Here is a 23,322-nt window from a genome sequence, read left to right as displayed (position 1 = left end):
ACCCGTCCGCCGCTAGACTCCGAAGAGTCTCGCTCGACTTGCATGTATTAGGCACGCCGCCAGCGTTCGTCCTGAGCCAGGATCAAACTCTCCAAGAAAGTTGATTAGCTCATTTGTTACGTTGGCTCATGTTCTAACTATATATAATAGAAGAAACATGATTAATATTGTTTGTTTGCACGATTTTGTTTGTTTAGTTTTCAAAGAACAATTCATTATGTCAGAAGCGACATTTATTATTATATCAACTCTCTATCGTTATGTCAATATAATAATTTATCTTTTTTTGAAATCACTTTTAACGAATTAACTTCCGTTACAAGCAACTTTTATATCATAACACTGTCGGTTTACTTATGCAACAAAAAGTTTTTCTTTTTTCTCCTTCCTTCTATTGAGACGGTTCTTATGTTTCTTTTAGCAGAATAATGTCAACCAGAATCGTTCCCATGGTCACAAAAAAGAGAGGTTTCTAATTAGATAGAAACACTCCCTATTAAAATTACGAACATGTACATTTAAATACGCAGCAAAAACTTCTGCATCTTTTGCGTTCATGATAATCATCTTTTTGCTTATCATGTTGAGTATCCTTTTCTTTTCCCTTAAACCCCCACCAAATGACGGACGGGCGGCATTCGTATTTTTCCTTACAATCCATAACCCATTTTCCTCCTAAAAAATGATTTATTTATATATAGTTTATTAAGAGCAAGAAAAATGGGTTGGACGAACACCCTGCCCGTATCCTTTTTCTAGAAAATTCACCTGGCAATTTCTCGTATTTTATACTGGGAGTAATGAAAACACCAGAACCAGTCCATCGCATCTCCCGGGGGATGACAGCGCATTCATTCATATAATATTTTGTTTGTAAAGGCTTTCAATTGAAGGTTCATATTACTGTCACATTTATTGTGAAATTATTCACAATCTAGTGTTATACTAACCTCATCAAGTTATTAATTACCAAAAAATCACTAATAGATTAGTACAAGTTTAAACCCACTGAAAAAGGAGATTGATCATCATGGAAAACAGAAATAAAAAAGTAAACCGGGTTGTCTTAGTTGGAACTGGTGCAGTCGGTTGTAGTTATGCCTATTCTATGATTAATCAAGGAGTTGCGGAAGAATTAGTTCTCATTGATGTGAACGAGGCCAAATCAGAAGGCGAAGCGATGGATCTTAACCACGGAATCCCATTTGCACCATCACCTATCCATGTTTGGAGCGGTTCTTATCAAGATTGTGCACAGGCCGACTTAGTTGTAATTACCGCAGGCTTAGCACAAAAGCCTGGTGAAACACGCTTGGAGTTAGTGGAAAAGAACACGAAAATTTTTAAACAAATCGTAAAAAACATTATGGCAAGTGGATTTGACGGGATCTTCTTGGTCGCAACCAACCCTGTCGACATTTTAACCTACGTGACTTGGAAAGAGTCCGGGCTGCCGAAAGAACGTGTGATTGGTTCTGGTACCGTCCTAGATTCTGCGCGTCTCCGCTTTGCGCTTGGTCAGCATTTCAACATGGATACTAGAAACGTTCATGCTTATATTATTGGAGAACACGGAGATACTGAACTTCCCGTTTGGAGCCGTGCGGCAGTAGGTGTCGAACGACTGGAAGAACTCCCAGCTGAAAAACTAAACAAAGAATCTTTAGAAGAAATTTTCGTGAATGTCCGTGATGCTGCTTATCACATTATTGAGCGAAAAGGTGCAACGTACTATGGAATCGGAATGTCTCTCGTTCGAATTACGAAGGCCATTTTAAATAATGAAAACTGTATCCTGACAGTTTCTTCTTATCTAGATGGACATTATAGACAAAATGATGTGTTTATCGGGGTGCCTGCAGTCATTAACCGCGGCGGAATCCGTGAAGTCCTTGAAATTGAGTTAAATGAAAAAGAAAAAGAACAATTTAGCCACTCCGTTAACGTATTAAAGGAAACGATGAAACCCGTAATCTAGGCATTGCTGCAAGCACTCCATTTTTTCAATGAAAAGATGAAATCACTATTGAAAGCAGATGAAGATATGGAAACGATCAATCATACAAAAAAAGGTTATTTTATGATGGCGGTATTGTGGCTGGCTTATGTAACCTTTGCCATGAACTGGGTGGCGGGCTCTTCATTGACCCCTCAAATAACCGAAACGTTTTTCGGTGGGCCGGTGGATCCTATTATATCTCAATTAGTGAATTATTCGATTACGACCGCACGTGTATTTGCGAACATCTTAGCAGCGCTAGTGCTCATGAAATTAGGGCCGAAAAAAGCAGCAGGCACAGCAATTGGCCTGTTAATGATGGGACTTGTTGCGATTTACCTGCCTAATTACTGGGCCTATACCGCAGCCCGGATGGTCATGGCCGTAGGTGGCTCGATGGTGATTGTCTACATGAACCCCATCGTCGCTCACTATGTTAAAAATTCAAATGTAAAACTGCGCATTAATGCGGCCAATACCGTTGCTTATAATGCGGGGGCCTTTATTGTTGCCGTCTTATTTACGGTTTTTGCTAAGCAAATGGTGGCCAACTGGCGTTTAACCTTAACGTTATTTGCTTCGTTAACGATTTTGTTTTTTATCGGTTGGCTTTGGAAGGCAGAGACCTTTGAAACAAAAGATAGCGGTGGAAAATCTGAAAAATATGGGTACAGAGACGCTCTTAAGGACGGATTCCTTTGGCGCTACGGTCTAGCGTTCGCTTCCTTTTTAACGCTGTATGTATTATCGCTAGTAAGCTTTAAAGCCATATTTGATCAATATACCTTGTTAAACGGCTCGGTTACGAACCTATTAATCTCAGGTTTCGGTATACTTGGTACCTTTGCAGGGATTCGAATCGGGAATAAAGGGGTAGCGCGGAAACCGATTCTCCTATTTTCAGGTATCGTCATGGTGGGAGCCTTTGCCCTAGCGCTCGTTTTTGCAAATAAAGTTCCGTTACTCTCTTACACGCTCATTTCAATCTCTGGATTTGCGATGTATATCCAGTACCCAATCTTTTTGAATCTGCCCCATGAATTAAAAGGGATGACGCCACAAAGATTGACAATTATGTTCGGCTTATTCTGGGCCATCGCCTATGCGGGCCAAACCATTGCGACGATCGTGTGGAGCTTTATCTTAGGCGCTTCCGGATACACGGCCGCCATGATCTTCTTTATCGCCGTGTCTAGTTTGTACATCTTCTTGGTGGCAACCTTTCCGGAAACCAGACAAAAGGAAGCAGCTGTAAGGACAGCAGCATAAGTGGGTAGGAGTACGGGGACGGTTCTTGTACTTCAAATTGAGGATATATACTAAAGCAATAACGGTTATTAACCAACAACCCCCCTTTGCCTAATAGCGAAAGGGGGTTTGTTTTTGAGGAAGCAAGAGAATCCCTCGCTTCCTAAAAGATACTTTCTTCATATTCCTTTATTTTATTGATACGATTTGCGTGTCTGCCACCTTCTAAAGGGGTTGTTAACCATATTTTTGCAATATCGCGAGCTAAGCCTGGACCGATGACACGTTCTCCCATCGCTAAGATATTGGAATTGTTATGCTCTCTTGTGGCCTTAGCACTAAACGTATCGTGCACCAGTGCACAACGTATTCCCTTTACTTTGTTTGCCGAAATACTCATTCCAATCCCAGTGCCACAAATTAAGATACCTCTATCTACTTCACCACTTGCTACCTTTTCCGCAACAGGAATAGCATAATCTGGATAATCAACGGAGGCTTCACAGTCACACCCTAAATCTAAGTACTCCATTTTCATCTCTTCTAGTAATGAGATAATCTCATTTCGAATCTTAATACCACCATGATCAGATGCAATAGCAACTCTCATTTTATTACCTCCCAATTGTCCAATGACGTTAATCTTCTTTCTTATACTGGGAACAATCCTGACACATGCCATACCACGTTTTAACGCCTTCTGTACTTCCAACAATGTCTATTACTTCTTCACACACTTGACATATAATCGTACCTTGTTTTTCAATTAGTTTCTCTCCCATCAGTCGCTTCCCCCTTAACACTTTTGTTAAATAAAAACTGATTGATCCAAACACCAATAAAGGGATATACCTTTTCTAACATAAAAGCTTTTCTAGTACTCTATATTTATCCTGCTTATCGGCTATCTCGGAATTTACGTATCTAAGTTCTTTATGAATGATTTTATTTTCTTTCATTCCAACTGCTAGACCCGAATATCCATTCATCAACAGTTCCACTGCCTTAACGCCCATATTACTTGCTAATACCCGATCAAATGCGGATGCATTTCCCCCTCTTTGGATGAACCCTAATGAGGTAGTTCTTACACTAATGTTTAACTTCTTTTCAATGTAGTGCTGCATGTCCTGCAAATCATACATTCTTTCGGTAACGATAACGAGGTTATCATTTCTTCCATTACTCATTCTTAAACGTAATTTTGAACAGATAGAATATAAATCTAATGGTTCTTCTGGAGTAGAGATGATTTCTCCTCCACCTGCTAAAGCAGAATATAAAGCTAAATCGCCGCAATATCTTCCCATCACTTCGACAATCGTTGTTTTATCATGAGAATAATCAGTATCTTTAATTTTACTAATACACTCTAATACGGTATTTAAAGTGGTATCAAATCCTATTGAATAATCTGTATAAGCTAAATCATTGTCAATGGTTCCAGGTATCCCAATCACATTTATACCTAGTTTATGTAACTTTTCGGCTCCTTTTAAAGATCCTTCCCCACCTATGACAATCAAGGAATCGATATCCAAATTTTTTAATCTATTAAGAGCCTTCTTTCGTCCGGATTCTTCCATGAATTCTAAGGATCTTGACGTTTTTAACATCGTTCCGCCTCGATCGGCAATATCTTCTACCTCTTGGGATGTTAATTTATGAATTTTACCATCAATTAAACCTTGGAATCCGCCCTCTATCCCCATTACTTCCACATGATAGTGACTTGCTGCTTTTACTACTGCCCAAATAGCAGCATTCATTCCCGGGGCATCGCCGCCACTTGTTAGGACCCCTAGTTTTTTCATGACCCATACACTTCCTGCAAAATTCAGATTTTATTGAATGTTTAGATCCTGTAATGACAGTTTTCATTAACTAGATTTTTTCAATTTATATTCGGCACTCTTGCTCTCTGCCTTACCTGACTGCTTTACCAAGGAAACAACAATAACAGAACTTATTATCATACTGACGCCTAAGAAAATCATACTGCTATGAAAGGAGCCTGTTGTATCCTTAATATAACCTACAATGTAAGGTCCAAAGAATCCACCCAGATTTCCTATACTGTTAATGAGAGCAATAGCTCCTGCTGCTGCTGCTCCAGTTAAGAAAGAAGGCGGGATCGCCCAAAATGGAGCGTATGCCCCAAATGCTCCACATAGAGCAATGGTTAGAAATACAAATGATAAGACTACACTTGAATTAGAAATATAACTGCTAATAATCATTGCAAAAGCACTTATCGATAAACATACAGCAACATGCAAGCGTCTCTCGTTTTTCTTGTCTGAAGAATTCCCAACTAGAATCATCGTTACCATGGCACAAACATACATAAGTCCTAAAATCCAACCTATACTTTGATTACTTAGAGCTGTAGTCTCAGATAACCCTTTTGAGATGGTTGGTAAAAACATGTTAATTCCGTAATAGCCAACCATCCAGCAAAAATATCCTGCCGATAAGATAAGAACATCACGGTCTTTTAATGCCTGCAAGAATGTGTAGTGCTTTACCTGCTGTTTTTCAAGTCTCTCTTTTGTTGTAACGTCAATTAACCATTTTTTCTCGTCTTTGTTCAACCATTTTATATCTTCAATGCGATCATCAAGATAGAAAAAACAAATAATGCCTAAGATTAATGCCGGAATCGCTTCCAAAATAAACAGCCATTGCCAGCCGGCCAAACTCAACCAGTTGACACTCATCAAAAAAGTAGAGAGTGGAGCACCTAACGCATTTGCACCTGGAATCGCCACCATGAATCCTGCAATAGCTTTTGCATGATGTTTCGTTTGATAAAAACCACTTAAATAGGCAACCATACATGGATAAAAACTAGCTTCAGCAACTCCCAAGAGAAACCGTGCAATATAAAACTCCATTGGTGTTTTTACAAAAGCTACTAATATGGCAAGGATGGCCCATGTAACCATGATTCTACTAATCCATTTTCTTGCTCCTACCTTTGCCATCATTGCGCTGGCCGGTACTTCTAAAAGGAAATAACCAAGGAAAAAGATTCCTGCTCCAAATCCAAAAATTGCATTTGAAAAGCCTAGATCTTTGTTCATTTGCAGGGCAGCAAATCCAATATTCACCCTATCAAGAATGGATATAGTAAAACAAAGAAACAGAAATGGAATTAATCTTAACGTAACTTTTTTAGTAGTTGAACGCTCTAATGCAAACTGATCCAAAATAATTCCCCCTTGTGTTGTTGTCCCTTCCTTACTCCAAGCATCATCTAATTAAAGGTTATAGGGAATTAAATTGTCCCTAAAAAAATAGTTCCCCTAAGAGAGTTTTAAAATTACTAGTATTGAAATTTGTAAACCTATACATCAAACGCTTTCAAAAAACCTTAAATTTACTCCTTCAACACAAATAGATTTGGCGACTCTCCAATCCTTCTATTATATAAATGTAAAAGTTCTGCATAGTCGCTCTCTATACACTTTGTCTACTTGTATGCTAAGTTACCTTTTTTTGCATTAAGTATATCTTTGCATGTAAGGGTTGTCAATAATCCTTTAGGAGTGGAAACTGAATTGGTCTAATCTTTCCAGTACCGATCATATAAGTTTTTCATATGTTTATTCATGACTTCGACTGCTTCTATTTCGTTGTGATCCTCAATGGCTTTTATAAGTAATTGATGCTCATAAAAATTCGTGTCTCGATAATCCGGTCGAGTGACAGTTCGATCTCGAATAAATTTCCACATTTCTTGTTGTTTCATTGCATTACTTATAGCCGCCATAATGTTAATAAATAAGTCATTATGAGAGGCCTTTGCAATACTAAAATGTAATTTGTGGTCTGTTTCTGGTACATAAACACCAGCCATGGTTTCTTTCTCCATCTCTTTGATGGTCGAATAAAGTTCCTTTATATCTTCATCAGTTGCTCTTTGAGCGGCAAATTTTATAATAAGAGGCTCAATATTCATCCTTACTTCCACAATATCCTCTGGAGATATCGATTTAAAGAAAATGGCCGATTCAGAATGATCAGGTGTAATCTGATTACTTTTCACATAAACTCCTTCACCTTGACGGGAATATACAATACCATTCAACTCTAATGCACTAAGGGCCTGTCGAATGGGAACACGGCTTACACCGAATAGTTCGCACAGCTCTCTTTCAGCAGGCAGTTTATCACCTTTTTTAAATGAACCCAATTCAATTTCAGAAAGGATTTGATAATAAATTTGCATATATAATTTCTTACTGGCCACTGGATTAAAATTAATATCAATCACTCCTCTCCGTCTAGTGTTCAATGAAATTGCACAGGCATTCCTGACTGGAATGCCTGTACAGTAAGGATTAGATTAATCCATGTGTGAACCGCCATTAATATCAATTTCTTCTCCTGTTATGTAGGAGGCTTCTTTTGAAACTAAGAAGGCAATCGTTGCCGCAATCTCTTCCGTCTCACCTGGTCTTCCCATTGGAATTCCGTCGATTACTTTCTTTGCTTGATCTTCAGGAAGGGACTTCCAAATGTCTGTATTAACAAGACCTGGTGCTACACAGTTTACGGTAATTCCATCAAGAGCTACTTCACGAGCGAGATTTTTTGAAAATCCTAATACGGCAGCCTTTGAGGCAGAATAGTGCGGCCCGCCAAATACTCCGCCTCCTCGTTTAGCGGAAACGGAGGATAGGCTAACAATTCGGCCAAACTTTTGTTCTTTCATCGTTTTTAGTACGGCTTGCGTGCATAAGAATAGACCAAACATGTTAACATTAAATACTCGGTTGATGTCCTCATAGGTCATATCTTCAACGGTTACCTTTTGTGAAATTCCAGCATTATTGACAAGGATATCAATTCTGCCAAAGGTTTGTAGAACCTTTTCTACCATCGCCTCATTCGATTCTTTGCTGGTGACATTTAATTCAACACCTAAAGCTTTTCCGCCCGCTTCCTCAATTGCATGAACGGTATCCTGAATTCCATCAGCATTAAGGTCAGCGACAACTACTGCTGCCCCCTGTTTTGCAAGGGTTAAAGCAATGGTCCGTCCAATCCCCTTTTTTGAACCACTGCCTGTAACGATCGCCACTCGATTATCTAATTCAAACATGTTTCTTCTCTCCTCGGTAGTTTATTAGTTATTGAGTAAATTTTTTGCTGTAGTGACAATATTCTCGATTGTAATACCATTAAGCTCTAACAACTTTTCATATGGGGCCGACTGCCCGAATTGATCTTGAACCCCAATTCTTCTCACGATCCCCTTGCCTTCTTCCGCAACTACTTCACATACCGCACTTCCTAGACCATTTAAAATATTATGGTCTTCAACTGTAATGATTTTGCCAATATTTAAACAGTCAGCGACCGCTTCCCTGTCAAGAGGCTTAATGGTGTGCATATCTAGTAGTTTTACGGATATACCTTCTTTTTCTAATTGCTTTGCTGCTTCTAAGGCAAGATAGACAGTGTCACCGTTCGCAATAATCGCGATATCTTCCCCATCCTTGATTTGCTTTGCTTTCCCAATCGTAAATTCTTCATTTTCATCATATAGAAACGGAACGGTATCTCTCGTAAAACGAAGGTACACAGGTCCGTACATTTCAGCTGCTTGTTCTACTAATTTTCTAGTAGAATTATAATCAGCACCCATAATGACCGTCATATTTGGAATGGTTCTTAGTACACCCATATCTTCGATGCTTTGATGACTTGCTCCATCATTCGCTGGAGTAAGTCCGCCATGAGAACAGGCTATTTTTACATTTAGGTTGGGGTAACAAATTTCTTGTCTGATCTGCTCCGCCATTCTAAGTGAACCAAATACAGCGTAAGTGCTTACAAAGGGGATCTTACCTGTTGTCGCAAGTCCCGCCGCTAATCCAGCGCCATTTTGTTCAGCTATACCAACATTTACATGCTGATTGGGTAATTGCTTGGCAAATTCTGTGGTCTTACATGATTTACCGATATCAATATCAACCACATAAATGCTTTTATTTTTTTTCCCTAAACGAACAATTTCATCACCGAATGCTTCTCTGGTAGCCTTTTTAACTGGAATATCTTTTTCCATTAAGCTCATTATTTTAACCCCCCTATTACTTCTTCTATGGCTGTAAGATACTCGCCATCATTAGGAGCAACACCATGCCATCCACATGAATGCTCCATAAAAGAGACTCCCTTACCTTTTACCGTGTTAAGTACTACACACTTTGGTTTTCCATTTTTTGCTACGCGAATATCATCTAGTGTTTCAACAATCTCTTCCATCGAATGTCCGTTTATTCTTTTCGTTTCAAAGCCAAATGCCTGAAATTTCTTTTCTAAATCTTGGTTTGGCATAATTTCATCAGTTGTACCATCAATTTGCAATCCATTATCATCAACAAATACTACTAAATTATCTAACTGATATTTAACAGCACTTTGTGCCGCTTCCCATATTTGTCCTTCTTGACACTCACCATCTCCTAACATAGCGAAAACGCGGTAAGTCTTTAAATCCCTTTTGCCTCCCAGTGCCATACCAACTGCACAAGAAAGTCCCTGCCCTAAAGAGCCTGTAGAAATATCAATACCTGGGCACTTTTTCATATCCGGATGTCCTTGGAATGGAGAACCATACTTTCTTAACGTGTAAATGGTGTCATACGGGACATATCCTCGTAAAGCTAATGCTGAATACTGGATTGGACAAACATGCCCTTTTGATAAAACGAACCGATCGCGATCTTCCCATTGGGGATTATTTGGATCAATATTCATTTCTCTAAAATAAAGTGCCGTTACCACATCAGCTGCAGATAAGGAGCCCCCCGGATGCCCGGATTGCGCTTCATGTATCATCGTAAGAGCTGTTTTCCTCATTTCAATCGCTTTTTGCTTTAATTCTTCAATACCAACAACTTTCATTCCAATCACCTCATTCATTTTGATAACCTTTAATCATTTCGTCGTCCTCTTGTCTACTTGTCTACTAAGTTAACTTATGAACTCAGTATAACACCGTTTACATATTTGTCAATAAAGTTTTTAGATAAATTTAACTAATTGGAAAATCTATAAAACTCACTAATCTGGAAAGACAAAAAACCCTCGGTCAACAAAAGTTGTGATCCGAAGGTTCGAGAGATTAATAAACTTTTCAACTAGTTTTTTCCAATTTATTTTCGTCGTTCGACTTTAATACTTTGCCTGACTGTTTTACAAAGAAAACGACAATACAAGAGCCTAGTATCAAGCTTGCACCTAAGAAAACCATACTCGCATTAAATGATCCTGTTAGATCTTTAATATATCCAACAATGTAAGGTCCAAAGAATCCACCAAGATTCCCTATACTGTTAATAAGAGCAATAGCCCCTGCAGCCGCTGCTTCCGTTAAGAAAGAGGGAGGAATTGACCAGAATGGAGAGTATGCGCCAAATGCTCCGCAAAGGGCGATCGTTAAAAAGACAAACGATAAAACAATACTCGTATTGGCCACCAAGTTGCTAATAACCATTGCAACTGCACTGGTTGTTAAACATGCGGCAACATGCCAGCGCCGCTCGTTCTTTTTGTCGGAATGGTTACCAACTAGATACATCGTAACCATGGCACAAACATACATGAACCCTAAAACCCACCCCATTGATTGGGTACTAAGGGAAGTTGCTTCTGTTAAACCTTTTGAAATGGTAGGTAAAAACATGACAATACCATAGTAACCGATCATCCAGCAAAAATATCCAACCGATAAGATTAAAACATCACGATCCTTTAATGCCTGCAAGAATGTGTAATGCTTTACTTCCTGTTTTTGCAGCTTCTCTTTTGTTGTGACGTCAATTAACCATTGTTTCTCATCTTTATTTAACCATTTTACATCTTCAATTTTATCATCAAGATAGAAATAGCAAATGAAACCTAAAATCACAGCTGGAATCGCTTCCATAATAAATAGCCATTGCCATCCCTCCATTCCTAACCAGTTGACCCCTAATAAGAAAGTGGAAAGTGGTGAACCAATTGCATTCGCACCTGGTATGGCAATCATAAATCCTGCAATTGCCTTTGCATGATGTTTGGTTTGATAAAAACCGCTTAAATAAAATACCATACATGGATAAAAACTAGCTTCCGCAACACCTAAAAGAAATCGCGCTGTATAAAATTGCATAGGAGTTTTTACGAAAGCCATTAAAATAGCAATAATGGCCCAAGTAACCATGATTCTGCTAATCCATTTTCTTGGCCCAATTTTCGTCATAATGGCACTGCCAGGAACCTCTAATAGGAAATAGCCAAGGAAGAAGATCCCTGCCCCAAATCCAAAAACCGCATTCGAAAAACCTAAATCTTGGTTCATTTGTAGTGCTGCGAATCCAATATTTACCCTATCTAGTATCGAAATTGTAAAGCATAAAAATAAAAACGGAATTAACCTTAATGTAACCTTTTTAGTAGTTGAGCGTTCTAATTGAAGTATATCCAAAATAATTCCTCCTATCGTCCCCTCTAGAATCTTTGTAACCCCTTACATAAAACAATCAAAAATTTCTTCATTCTCTTTTTTCTCCATAAAAACCAAAGCTACGAAAATATGAACTATTTAAAATTTCAATAAAACCTTTATAACATTCTCTAATTTCTGGTCAACTATATTCATAGCATTCTTGATATCATCGATTGGGATAACCTTTGTTATAAACAAAGAGGGATCAAATAAATTAGCTGCAATTGCCTCAAGTGCAATCTCAAAATCCTCTCTTACATACATGTTGGAGCCAATTAATTCGATCTCTTTATTTTGAATGGAAGAAATATCAATTTCTGGTTTCTTTCCAAAAAGAGCAACTTCAGATACTTTTCCGCCTCTTTTGACGATCTTGAACGAATCATTCAGGACGGATTGAATTCCAACAGCAATAAATACTGTGTCTACTCCGTCACCATCTGTCTCTTTCAATATTCTTTCAACAGCATCCTCATCATTTGTATTAATGGGAGAAGTGGCACCCAGCCTTTTGGCAATTTCTAAATTATAATCCAAAGCATCGGTTATGTAGATGTTGGATACACCTGCGTTTTTTGCAGCTATCATTATACCCAAACCTATAGGGCCTGCTCCGAGAATAGCTATTTTATCGTTGGGACCTATTTCAGCCTTTCTAACAGCATGAACGCCTACTGCTAGGGGTTCGATGATAGCTCCCTGTTCAAAGGATATATTATCTGGTAACTTTACAATGGTGTTTTCCGGAACAACGATATATTCACCGAAAGAACCGATCCATTCTTGTGTACCTAACACTCTTTTTTCTTTACAAATATGATAATTTCCAGCTTTACAAGGACTGCAAATACCACATCCATAATGAGGCTCCACTGTAACTCGATCCCCTACTGAGACCCCCTTGACTTCTGATCCTGTTTCTACAACCATCCCTGCAAGCTCATGTCCTGATATAACTGGTGGGATTCGAAAAGGATGTGTCCCGTGGTAAGCATGAATTTCTGAGCCGCATATTCCAGTGACGACCACTTGAATTTTGACTTCATTCGCATGTTTAATTACCGGTGAACTAACCTTTTGTAAACGAATCGAAAATGGTTTATCGATGACTGCTGCTCTCATAATCTCCTCCTTTTATTAATGCTTTTCATTCCTATCCACTTGTAATCTTGTTTACTTGTCTACTAAGATGTTTTGTACTTAATATACTTTCCTTGATTTTGTTTGTCAATAAGATATTAAAATAATCTAATAACTCTGAAGTGAAGGCATGTTGAATAACAGGGACTAGACCAATAGAAAATAAAAAAATTCCCCATCAATTTTTCATGGGGAATTTAGAGTATTTATACTATACAATTTTGAAAGATTGGTTCATCTAATCCTTCCAATACCGATCATATAGATTTTGCATATGGTTAGTCATAATTTTCACTGCTTCTTCTTCGTTACGATCCTCAATCGCTTTAATAAGTAATTGATGTTCTCTGAAATTAACGTCCCGGTAGTCTGGTCGAGTTACGGTTCGATCTCGAATAAATTTCCACATTTCCTGTTGTTTCATGGCATTGATAATAGCAGCCATGATGTTGATAAATAAATCATTATGAGAGGCCTTGGCAATAGCACCATGTAATTTCTCGTCTGTTTCTGGTACGTATACGCCAGCCCTTGTTTCGTCCTCCATCTGTTTGATGGTTGAACGAAGCTCCTCTATGTCTTCATCCGTTGCTCTTTGGACTGCAAATTTAACAATAAGTGGCTCGATGTTCATTCTTGCCTCAACAATATCTTCAGGGGTGATAGATTTAAAGAAGGATTGATCAGTTGCAAGTTGAGTGCTTTTCACATAGACGCCTTCGCCTTGACGGGAATAGATTATTCCATTTAACTCCAAAGCACTTAGGGCCTGTCGAATAGGAGCACGACTTACACCGAACATCTCACATAGTTCTCTCTCAGCTGGTAGTTTATCACCTATTTTAAATGAACCCGATTGTATTTCTGAAAGAATTTGATTATAAATTTGCATATATAATTTCTTGCTAGATACTGGATTAAAATTCATAATAATCACCTCTTTTTTACGATTTGTATGTTGTATTCTAAGTGAGTAATTAGACATGTTTTATTATAATGATATTTATTCAAAAGGGCAATAAAGTTAATATTTCAAAGGGTTAACCAAATAATTAGTTTGCCAATTTTTATCCGATTATTCTATTACTTGAAAATCTTGGGTTTCAATTACCCTCCCTATTTTATTGTTAAACATAGCCTAATTATACGGTTTGGTTCACACAAAAAAACCCCCAGCCCGATAACGCTGAGAGGTGATCATAAGTCCACAGGGACGGTTCCCATGTTTTTCATGAGTAGTAAAAAAGCCACCAGGATCGTCCCCTTGGTCTTCCTAATCCTTGTCCCCATCTAATAATAGATTCACTGTAATCGAAAGCATATCTCTTAACGCTCCGAAAGCATGGTCGACATCTAGTCGTTCGGTCCATTTGTGTGCATCTTTTCCAACCGGACCTAGGTTGAGGACAGGAATATTGAGATTCTCTAATACATCTAAAGGAACATGATATCCCTTACCCCAAAGCGGCATGTTAGAGGTGAGGTCTTTCAGACTTGACGCAGGTTTCTCCAAACTGACATAACTTAAATCCGATAACCCCGCAAAATAATTTTGGTTTTTCAGCTCGATATCATCCGTATTTTTGGCATACCCAATGATATGATCGACGACACGACTGATACGCGGGTGGTTTCGAGAGCTTACCGCCGGGTAATAGGGCGGAGCAAAGAAAAGGACAATCATGGGTGATAGCTCTTTACAAAGAATCGAAAGCTCATCAACCAGGTGAATGGTCAGGTCGCGGTCATCCTTCGCCCCTCTACTTCTCAAGACTTTCGTTTGAATAGCTTCTACTTTTTCTTTTCCATAGGTATCGATCGCATAATGTAATAATTCATCAAATTGATAAACCTTTACGGACATTTCCTTTGGTGTAGAGTTTTCTAATGTCGAAAAATGGGCTGCTCTTTTTTCATACCCCTGTTTGATCCTGCGGGCGACTTTTTCAGCACTTTTCCTTAGGTGTTCCACTACTTCATTCATGGAACGTTCCATAATAAATAGATTGAACATGGTAATCGCTCGATGAGGGATTTGCACATTGTATTCTTTTTTTAAGTCTTTCTGGATTAGATTGGTTGGCGGGGGAGTGACCTCACCTTCAACCACTTCACAAAATTCTGTGTTCAACTCTAACTCATTCGTTAGCAGTGAGGCCATAAAATTCGCATTTAAGCCTGAGAAAGGCTCGCCCACATGTGTTTCCTTCCCGTAGCAGAGAAACCCAGGCAGGATCTTACCAATGGAACCGGAATAAATGTATTGATTCTCATCTCCTGGATAGCGAGCAAACATAGGCTCCGAGTTCAAACACGCGTTGTATTCCAGATGATGCTGCTTCGCCATTTCCAAAAGAACCGGTGCCGCATTACGCATTCCTACAGAATTCACTTCTTCATCACAAACCGTTAAAAGCAGCAAATTCCCATCAAAGGAACCGGAACAGGCCTCTTCGATGAGGGACATATGCAATGCTAATCCACACTTCATATCCATCGTTCCCCTGCCGAACAACCAATTTCCATCTTCTAAGTCCTTTTGAACCTCTTTAGGCATATGATTCTTATTTTCGTAAAATAACTCTGTTAATTTTTTCGGCTGAAAAGCATATTCCTGCCAATCTCCATAATCCTCTACTCCCACTACATCAAAATGACTGACAAGAATCACGGTTCGTTTTTCATTCGTCCCTTTTTTGACGAGAGCCGTAACAAATTTACGATCGTCCTCGGTTGTATGAAGAGTTAAATACTCTTTATTCGTTTGAAAGTAGGGAAGCTCACGAAGCTTTTTTTCAACATACTCTGCTACTGCGATTTCGTCGATACTATGTGTCACACTTGGAATCTCCACCAGTTCACAGAGTGAGTCCAATAATTGGTCTTTTGTTTGCCACTTACTTTCTTTTACCATCATCCTTTTGTCATCCCCTTTAAAAATAACATCACTCGTACTTGTATTTGTATACAATTAATTTTTAAAAAATATTTATTAGTAAATAGGGGCGAAAGAAGCTCCAGTAACCCACCAGAGCGCTTCACTCCATACGGTTTTTTATTTTAAAAGTGTAAGACCAAATCGATTGGATACATTTTTCACATGCTTGGCCATGCATTCAGCGGCTTCTTCTGGATTTTTCCTTTCAAGAGCATCTATGATTTCAAGATGTTCTTCAAGTGCTTCTGACGCACTGGCCTGCAGCGTATTCGTTAGAATGAGATACCTTTGCATCTGGGTGCGAAGAGAATTAATAAATTCTATTAATTTATGGTTATTGGTGAACTCTGCGAGATAGATATGAAATTGGGTGTCCAAATTAATAAATTGGCTAAAATCTTTTTCGACGATACTTTCACGCTGTTGATCACAAATGTCTTTTAAAAAGGCTAATTGCTCTTCATCCATGTTTAAGCAGGCAAGTTTGGCGGCTAGAGGTTCCAACGTTTCTCTTAGAACCTGGTACTGTCGTGCTTCTTCTACAGAGATCATTCGAACCCTTGTTTGTTTGGATGATTCCATTTCAAGCAGCCCTTCATAGACTAGCTTTTTTATGGCCGTTCGAATCGGAGTTCGGCTGATCCCCAGTTTTTCTGCTAAGTGCTCTTCTGTTAAATATTCCAATGGTTTAATTTCATTATTGATAATGGCATCTTTTATCACATCATACGCTTGATCAGATAACGAACCAGCTGATTTTAATTTTCGCATAATAATCTTCCTTTACGTTTACTCCAGATAAGAAATTACTTAAAAGTATAATCAAACTATAATGTACGAGAAGGACAATATAGTTTGATTATACCAGGATGTTACGATTGTAAATATCTGCAAAATAAATTCTTATGAAATTTTGTTCGAGACTTCCTTTTCTTGAACTGCCTTTTTGTTCAAAATCGAATGCATAAAAAGTTCCATTCGATCGAAAGCTGTGATGAGCATCTCCATAGAAGCCGCATAGGAGATCCGTATGAAACCTTCTCCATACTTAGAAAATCCAGTGCCAGGCACCACCGCCACTTTCACTTCTTGTAATAGAGCCATCGCAAAATCGAAAGAATTCATGTTGGTACTTTTTATCGAAGGGAAAACATAAAAGGCACCTTCTGGCTTCACCACATCAAATCCCATCTTCGTTAACCGTGTGCACACATAATCTCTTCTTTTCCGATATTCGACGACCATAGGATGCGCATCATCGATCCCATGGGTAAGAGCTTCAATGGCTGCATGCTGGCTAATCGTGCTTGCACAGACTGAATTATAAAGATGCACCTTCAACATTTGTTCAGATAAATAGGCTGGAGCAAAAGTAAAACCAATTCTCCACCCGGTCATAGAATGTGACTTCGCTAGACCATTAATTACGATTGTTTTTTCCCTCATTCCAGGAACAGAAGCAATCGAATAATGTTTTTTATCAAACGTCAGTTCACTGTATATTTCATCCGAAACGACGAAAATATTCTTTTCCCTCAGAAGTTTTGCTATAGCAAAACTCTCTTCTTGATCTAACACACTACCTAATGGATTAGATGGAGAGCAAAGAACAAGGCAGCGAGTTCGGTCGGTTAGTTTACTCTCAAGCAGTTCGGCATTCAGCTTGAATTGATTTTGCGTCACATCTATATAGATAGGAGTTGCTCCACACAATCGGATGAGCGGTTCGTACCCTGGATAGATAGGAGCTGGAAGAAGGACTTCATCCCCTTCACGTAAAATCGTGCGAAAGGCGATATCAATCGCTTCTGTCGCTCCGTTGGTGACAATGATCTCCTTTTCGGCGTCATAGGATAGACCGTATTTACGATGCACAAAATCATTTGCCGCTTGTCTCAGGCTAAGTAACCCTGCATTATGCGTATACACCGTTTGATTCTGCTTTATGGCTGCAATTCCCGCTTCTTTAATATGCTCGGGGGTACGAAAATCAGGCTGACCTAGGGTAAGATTGATCGCATCAGGATAATCAACCACCATATTGGAAAATTTCCTAATACTAGGAACCTGAATCGTCGTAACTCTCTTATTAATCAAATTTTCCATGTGATCTCACCTTTTTTTAGTTTTACACTTCTTATTTATTTTCCACTGGAACTAAAGGACGGTCAGGCTTAATAAAGAACCAGATCAATGCTGCAATAATAACAGGGATAATGTTGATTAATAGAGTAGTGTTCCAACCCATTTCCTGTGCAAACCAGCCGCAGATAATCGGAGAGGTGATTCCTCCAATGGCTCCCCACGTATTCATCCAGCCACTGACGGAACCGGAGAATTCTTGACCTAAATCGTTCGCAATCGCCCACGAAGCAACAATCGGCAGCCCTAGTGCACCAAGAGTGATGGTTAACCAAACAACGTTTGATGTAGGACTAACAGAGTAAGCAGAGAGATACAAGCCTGCCATGAAAACGACAAAACCGAAGACAGCCATTCCCCCACGGGCAATCATCCGCGAGTTTGTTTTTTGAAGGATTTTATCTGAAACAGCGCCTCCGATTAGCACGGACAGACAGATAGCCAACCACGGGAAACTAGCAGCAAATCCCATTTCTTTTAAAGAAAAGTTCCTTGCTTCCATCAAATAAGTAGGAAGCCATGTTAGGAAGAAGGTGTTCATGTAGATGACCACTAGATATTGAATCCCTACCAGCCAAAATCGGTAGTTTTTTAAATACTGCTTCCATGGGGCCGATTTTTTTTGAAGTCCGGAAAAACTGCGGTTTTCCATAATGAGCCTTTTTTCTGTTTCAGAAATCCACGGATGCTGTTCTGGCTTATCTCTTCCGAAGAAGTACCAAGCCAATGCAACTACGATGCCCAATAGACCAAATACATAAAATACCCCATGCCAGCCAAACGCCGCCAAAATAGCGACTGAAATCCCTGGTGCAATCACCGGCCCCAAGAAGGAACCAGCTAACAAAGCACTAGACGCACGTCCTTTTTCATGCTTTTGAAACCAGTGAGAGTTGAACACAGCGTTCCCCGGATACATCGGACCCTCACCAGCTCCAAATAAAAACCGTACGATACACATAACCACATAATTGGCACTAGCGGCTGTTAACGCGGTAAAGACGGACCACCAGGCAACGGCGATGGTTACAATTTTCCTTGCACCAAACCTTTCAGCCAGCATACCGCCAGGAATTTGTGCAAAACAATACCCTAAGTAAAAAAGGGAAGAGAGTAGTCCAAATTGAACCTTATTCAATCCCAAATCTTCCATCATTGGTACAGCAACGATCGAAATATTGGATCGGTCCATGTAAGCGATAAAACCAATAACAAAAAATAGAAAGGCCAGTCCCCAACGTAACCCGATTTTCTTTTCCTTTACCTGCACCATTTCGATTTGTTTTTCAGCTTCCAATCTTGCCATCTTACCCTCTCCCTTTTTAATATAATTGTAGAAAAGCAGAAAAAATGGGATTTATTTCAATAGATTACTATCATTAGTCATTCTTGTTCTTTTCCAAGAGTCGGTCCCATAATGGGTCGAAGCGACGAAGGTAATTCTCTGCACCTAACTGTTCTAAATCTTGGCGGCGTTTTTCATCGGCTTCCTGTTCCTTTTTCCCAATTTCAAGATAGGTTAAGGCATCCTCTTTCGGGACTACTAACAAGCCATCGTTGCTTCCGACAATAATATCTCCTGGGTTAATCACACAGCCGGAAATGGATACTGGCACATTGACATCGCCATCAAGACTGTAAACCTTGGTGGTTAAAGGGGAAACAGCGTAAGAAAAAACCTTAAATTGTAGATCAATAATCATTCGGGTATCGGTAACCGCTCCGTTAATGATACAAGCAATCGCACCTTTTTCCATCGCAAGTTTCGTGGTAATTTCACCCCAACAAGCAAAACGCTCTTCTTCATTCATATCGATAACCACTACATCCCCAGGTTTCACAAAATCGAGTGCCTTATTGATTAATAAACCATCATTAGGAGGAATTCTTACGGTGAGTGCAGGTCCTGCAAAGGTGTGGTCAATTGGAAATAAGGGTTTGATTTTTCTCGTACTGATTAGTTGAAAATTAAGACTATGCCCATAGTCGCTCGGTGAAATCGCTTCCAACTCTTTAATCACTTGTGGATCTGGTCTTTGAATTTCAGAAATAATCTTCATTCGGTTATTTCTACCCCTCTCTTTCATTGTATACAAATACAAATACATTATATATGCGAAAAAGTTAAATTGTAAATACAATTTTGAAAATTATTTTTTTTCAGATCCATTCTAAAAAGCCGAAAAGGGTGCACCAATGTTGGTGCACCCCTCTATCAAAAGAAATTCCGGATTATTTAACTGTATGATTTGACTCTCACTAGTCCCCGCTTTTGTACTCCAAAATATCACCTGGCTGGCAATCCAAGGATTTACATATCGCTTCTAATGTTGAAAAACGAACCGCTTTTGCTTTCCCATTTTTCAGAATAGAAAGATTCGCCATAGTAATTCCAACTCTCTCCGAAAGCTCTGTTACGCTCATTTTTCGTTTTGCTAACATCACATCAATATTAATAATAATGGCCATCTTCTCCACCTCAAACCGTTAAATCATTTTCTGATTTTATATTAATCGCTTCTTGTAGAAGCCGTTGGAGGATAGCGGCAAAAACGGCGATAACCAACGAAGCAAAAATGATGATGAGTGCGATAAATCCAATCGGAGGGTCCACTTTCCTCGCTATCAAACGAAAGAGTGGCAAACCTACTACATACAAACCACTGATTGTAATCGCACAACCCTTTATGTTCTTTAACGCCTTTACAGATAATTCCGAGAACGCTGTGTTCTCGTCAATGTACCGCAAAAGATTGAAAGCCTGATAGAGAGCAAAGTAAAAAGGCACGGCAGCTCCGTACATCAAGATGAAAACAAGAAATTTCATTAGGGCAATATTTGGATACAATTTTGCAGCAAAATTCGCTAGATGAGGCACTAAAAATATACATAACGCAAGAACCAGTAGTCCGATCATAAAAACAGCTATTTTTAAAAATAATGTTGTGACTTCTCTCAAAGTACACACCTCACATTTTATTTCACTTTTTCAGGAAATTTTTAATTGGTTTTTCAAGAACACTGACAAAAGCTGCAACGGTACTTGTCACTAAAATACCCATGAGAAAAAAAGCATCGGAATTTACCAATGCCTTTTTTGTGAAATATGATATTACTCCTCTATTGGATTGACGGCTGCTACTGCCTCAAGCTCCACTAATTGGTTTCTATAACCTAACACTGTAACTCCGGTTAAAGTGCTTGGGACATCGTGGTCGCCAAACTCAAGACGAATCGCTTCCCAAACGGCACCCAAATCAGCTTGCTGGTTTGATGCAACTAGGACTCTCGTATAGACTACATCTTCCAATGTAGCTTCGCTTTCCTTTAAAGCCATCTTCAAATTCTCAACACAGAGTTTCGCCTGGGCTACATAATCATTTATATCTGGTACGATTCCCTCTTTATTGAGAGGGCATGCCCCTGCTAAAAATAGCAACTCCATCCCAGCAGGTACTCGACTTGCATAAGCATAATCCACCTGTGCAAGATTACTAGAGCGGATTAACGATATTTTCTTGTTCATATGTATTCCTCCCAATTATGAGGGACTCATCCCTTTTTCTTCAAAAGATGAACAATTTCAGTGGCTTTTTCTAACGAAACACGTTGAAGTACACTATTTTCTTTACGAACGGCTGATCCGAAATGATAGAAACCGGTACCCACTTTTTCATGAACTTCTAGGATATTTTCCTTTGTCAGCCCGCTTCCGATGAGGATATCCGTCTTCTTACACCGATCCTTCATCTGCAGGAGCAGCTCAAGCCGGGTGGGCCAGTCTCCATATCCGCCCGATGTTAAAATTGTCTTGATTTCCTTATATTGATCCAATGTTTCGGCTGCTTCGAGCGGATTTTTTGAACTATCGATGGCGCGATGGAAGGTTACCTCCATATCACCTGTTTCCATTAAAAGTTCTTCAAGCTGACCGTATGCGATATTTCCTTCTTCATCCAGCATTCCCAATACGACCCCGTTTGCCCCAAGCGAGCGAATGATGCGAATATCATTTTTCATGATCGCGAGGTCGTCTTTCGAATAGCAAAACGACTGACTATGCGGTCTCACCATAACATTGATCGGAATACGCACACTCGAAACTGCTTTTTCAATCAACCCATAACTCGGCGTTAACCCACCTTCTGTTAAGCCCGAAACAAGCTCAATTCGGTCTGCTCCTGATTTTTCAATTAATAAGGCATCCTCAGCCGTGACAGCAATCAATTCAAGTAGCACGACATTTCCCCCTGGTTTACTTGTGGTCATCCCATGGTCTCCCTTGTTCTAAACATGTGATACGATTAGTTCAAGTTCACCATTTAATTCAAATTCTCCCAAACCGACTGGAATAATGCAATGTGTTCCTTTAGTCAACGGATACTTCTCACCATTGTGGACTAGCGTTCCATCACCCTTGATCACACTTAAAAGTAAATAGTGATGATTATATTCAAAAGCAGCCTTACCCTCAATTTCCCACTTGTAAACGGTGAAAAACTCGGATTCCACAAAGGTTGTAATGGTTACATTTTCCCGCTTCTCAACTTTCGGAGCGACCCCTGCATGTTGATGCGGCACAGTCGTTACATCTATCGCTTTTTCTAAGTGAAGCTCCCTTAAATTCCCGTCAGCGTCCCTGCGATCATAATCATACACACGATAGGTGGTATCTGAACTTTGCTGTGTTTCTAATACAAGAGTCCCTTCACATAGTGCATGAATAGTTCCGCTTGGCACATAGTAAAAGTCACCTGGTTTGATTTTGACTCTGCCGAGCAGCTCGTTCCACTTTCCTTCTTTCATTTTCTCGACTAATTCTTCTTTTGTTTTAGCATTGTGACCGAAGATCATTTCGGCACCTTCTTTACAATCTAGAATATACCAGCATTCTGTTTTGCCAAGTTCACCATTCTCATGAACCTTCGCATATGTATCCTCCGGATGGACCTGAACAGATAAATCCATATTTGCATCTAATATTTTTGTTAAAAGAGGAAAAACCTCCTCATTTGGGTGACCAAAAAGGTCTGGTTTTTCTCGCCAGATTGCATCCAATGACATACCTGCATAAGGTCCATTTTCAATCATAGAGGGTCCATTTGGATGAGCAGAAATAGCCCAGCATTCTCCTGTTTTATCATTTGGTATCTCATAGCCGAATTCTTCTTGTAAAGCGGTACCGCCCCAAATTCTTTCTTTAAAGACTGGTTTTAAAAACATCGGTTGCATGTATAATACCTCCATCATTTTATTTTCTAAACTCTCGATTCATTGACGTGCTTACAGCTTTGCTTTTTTTGTACATATTTTCATCGATGCCCATGGTCTATTAATGTACTTTTATAT

23 protein-coding genes and 1 rRNA gene are annotated in these 23,322 nt (G+C 39.3%); 2 read left to right on the top strand and 22 right to left on the bottom strand.

Translation table 11 applies throughout. From position 1 onward, the window contains the following. Positions 1-98: ribosomal RNA gene (locus tag M3610_RS20130) — 16S ribosomal RNA — on the bottom strand; the annotation flags it as partial. 932 nt (positions 99-1,030) lie between these two features. On the opposite strand from M3610_RS20130, the gene M3610_RS20125 reads away from it, so the two are divergent. Then, complete coding sequence (locus M3610_RS20125; protein WP_251461843.1) at positions 1,031-1,978, top strand: L-lactate dehydrogenase; 948 nt, start codon at positions 1,031-1,033, stop codon at positions 1,976-1,978. Between the two features lie 48 nt (positions 1,979-2,026). After that, a complete protein-coding gene (locus tag M3610_RS20120) occupies positions 2,027-3,268 on the top strand; it encodes an MFS transporter (RefSeq protein ID WP_251461829.1) in 1,242 nt (413 codons plus the stop codon). A gap of 142 nt (positions 3,269-3,410) precedes the next feature. On the opposite strand, the gene rpiB is transcribed toward M3610_RS20120, so the two are convergent. The 21 genes from rpiB to manA form a co-directional block, all read right to left on the bottom strand. Further along, entirely contained in the window at positions 3,411-3,857 is a 447-nt protein-coding gene (gene rpiB, locus M3610_RS20115; RefSeq protein ID WP_251461826.1) for a ribose 5-phosphate isomerase B, read from the bottom strand. Positions 3,858-3,885: 28 nt separating this feature from the next. Then, positions 3,886-4,029 (bottom strand): GapA-binding peptide SR1P, encoded by a 144-nt coding sequence (locus M3610_RS20110; protein WP_251461823.1) that lies wholly within the window; start codon positions 4,027-4,029, stop codon positions 3,886-3,888. 75 nt (positions 4,030-4,104) lie between these two features. After that, entirely contained in the window at positions 4,105-5,061 is a 957-nt protein-coding gene (gene pfkA, locus M3610_RS20105; RefSeq protein ID WP_251461820.1) for a 6-phosphofructokinase, read from the bottom strand. 66 nt (positions 5,062-5,127) lie between these two features. After that, the gene (locus M3610_RS20100; RefSeq protein WP_251461815.1) at positions 5,128-6,459 is read right to left on the bottom strand and encodes an MFS transporter; all 1,332 of its coding nucleotides are present in this window, start codon (positions 6,457-6,459) and stop codon (positions 5,128-5,130) included. A 356-nt stretch (positions 6,460-6,815) separates the two neighbouring features. After that, entirely contained in the window at positions 6,816-7,526 is a 711-nt protein-coding gene (locus tag M3610_RS20095) for a FadR/GntR family transcriptional regulator (protein WP_251461812.1), read from the bottom strand. A gap of 72 nt (positions 7,527-7,598) precedes the next feature. Next, positions 7,599-8,357 carry an SDR family NAD(P)-dependent oxidoreductase gene (locus M3610_RS20090; RefSeq protein ID WP_251461809.1) on the bottom strand — a complete coding sequence of 253 codons (759 nt, stop codon included), beginning with the start codon at positions 8,355-8,357 and terminating at the stop codon, positions 7,599-7,601. Between the two features lie 24 nt (positions 8,358-8,381). After that, positions 8,382-9,335 carry a transketolase family protein gene (locus tag M3610_RS20085; protein WP_251461806.1) on the bottom strand — a complete coding sequence of 318 codons (954 nt, stop codon included), beginning with the start codon at positions 9,333-9,335 and terminating at the stop codon, positions 8,382-8,384. Beyond that, the gene (locus M3610_RS20080; protein WP_396953660.1) at positions 9,335-10,186 is read right to left on the bottom strand and encodes a transketolase; all 852 of its coding nucleotides are present in this window, start codon (positions 10,184-10,186) and stop codon (positions 9,335-9,337) included. The genes M3610_RS20085 and M3610_RS20080 overlap by 1 nt, the downstream gene beginning before the upstream one ends. A 214-nt stretch (positions 10,187-10,400) precedes the next feature. Next, positions 10,401-11,732 (bottom strand): MFS transporter, encoded by a 1,332-nt coding sequence (locus M3610_RS20075; protein WP_251461801.1) that lies wholly within the window; start codon positions 11,730-11,732, stop codon positions 10,401-10,403. Between the two features lie 117 nt (positions 11,733-11,849). Next, on the bottom strand, positions 11,850-12,875 hold the full coding sequence (locus M3610_RS20070) for a zinc-dependent alcohol dehydrogenase (protein ID WP_251461798.1): 1,026 nt from the start codon (positions 12,873-12,875) through the stop codon (positions 11,850-11,852). A 256-nt stretch (positions 12,876-13,131) separates the two neighbouring features. Beyond that, the gene (locus M3610_RS20065; protein ID WP_251461795.1) at positions 13,132-13,821 is read right to left on the bottom strand and encodes a FadR/GntR family transcriptional regulator; all 690 of its coding nucleotides are present in this window, start codon (positions 13,819-13,821) and stop codon (positions 13,132-13,134) included. Between the two features lie 345 nt (positions 13,822-14,166). Next, the gene (locus M3610_RS20060) at positions 14,167-15,810 is read right to left on the bottom strand and encodes a M20/M25/M40 family metallo-hydrolase (protein WP_251461793.1); all 1,644 of its coding nucleotides are present in this window, start codon (positions 15,808-15,810) and stop codon (positions 14,167-14,169) included. Between the two features lie 138 nt (positions 15,811-15,948). After that, on the bottom strand, positions 15,949-16,602 hold the full coding sequence (locus M3610_RS20055) for a GntR family transcriptional regulator (protein ID WP_251461790.1): 654 nt from the start codon (positions 16,600-16,602) through the stop codon (positions 15,949-15,951). Positions 16,603-16,734: 132 nt separating this feature from the next. Continuing rightward, positions 16,735-17,937 carry an aminotransferase A gene (locus M3610_RS20050; RefSeq protein WP_251461787.1) on the bottom strand — a complete coding sequence of 401 codons (1,203 nt, stop codon included), beginning with the start codon at positions 17,935-17,937 and terminating at the stop codon, positions 16,735-16,737. A gap of 31 nt (positions 17,938-17,968) precedes the next feature. Beyond that, positions 17,969-19,279, bottom strand: coding sequence for an MFS transporter (locus M3610_RS20045; RefSeq protein WP_251461786.1), 1,311 nt, complete (start codon positions 19,277-19,279; stop codon positions 17,969-17,971). Between the two features lie 73 nt (positions 19,280-19,352). Beyond that, positions 19,353-20,033 carry an RraA family protein gene (locus tag M3610_RS20040; protein WP_251461783.1) on the bottom strand — a complete coding sequence of 227 codons (681 nt, stop codon included), beginning with the start codon at positions 20,031-20,033 and terminating at the stop codon, positions 19,353-19,355. 199 nt (positions 20,034-20,232) lie between these two features. After that, positions 20,233-20,442 (bottom strand): helix-turn-helix domain-containing protein, encoded by a 210-nt coding sequence (locus M3610_RS20035; protein ID WP_251461782.1) that lies wholly within the window; start codon positions 20,440-20,442, stop codon positions 20,233-20,235. A 10-nt stretch (positions 20,443-20,452) separates the two neighbouring features. Beyond that, a complete protein-coding gene (locus M3610_RS20030) occupies positions 20,453-20,890 on the bottom strand; it encodes a DUF2975 domain-containing protein (RefSeq protein ID WP_251461859.1) in 438 nt (145 codons plus the stop codon). A gap of 195 nt (positions 20,891-21,085) precedes the next feature. Beyond that, positions 21,086-21,499 (bottom strand): RidA family protein, encoded by a 414-nt coding sequence (locus tag M3610_RS20025; RefSeq protein WP_251461779.1) that lies wholly within the window; start codon positions 21,497-21,499, stop codon positions 21,086-21,088. 26 nt (positions 21,500-21,525) lie between these two features. Beyond that, positions 21,526-22,242 (bottom strand): copper homeostasis protein CutC, encoded by a 717-nt coding sequence (locus tag M3610_RS20020; RefSeq protein ID WP_251461777.1) that lies wholly within the window; start codon positions 22,240-22,242, stop codon positions 21,526-21,528. 18 nt (positions 22,243-22,260) lie between these two features. Next, a complete protein-coding gene (gene manA / locus M3610_RS20015; RefSeq protein WP_251461775.1) occupies positions 22,261-23,205 on the bottom strand; it encodes a mannose-6-phosphate isomerase, class I in 945 nt (314 codons plus the stop codon). Positions 23,206-23,322 lie beyond the last annotated feature (117 nt).

It is taken from the genome of Neobacillus sp. MER 74 (assembly GCF_023714155.1).
This window is presented reverse-complemented; position numbering and strand designations above follow the sequence as displayed.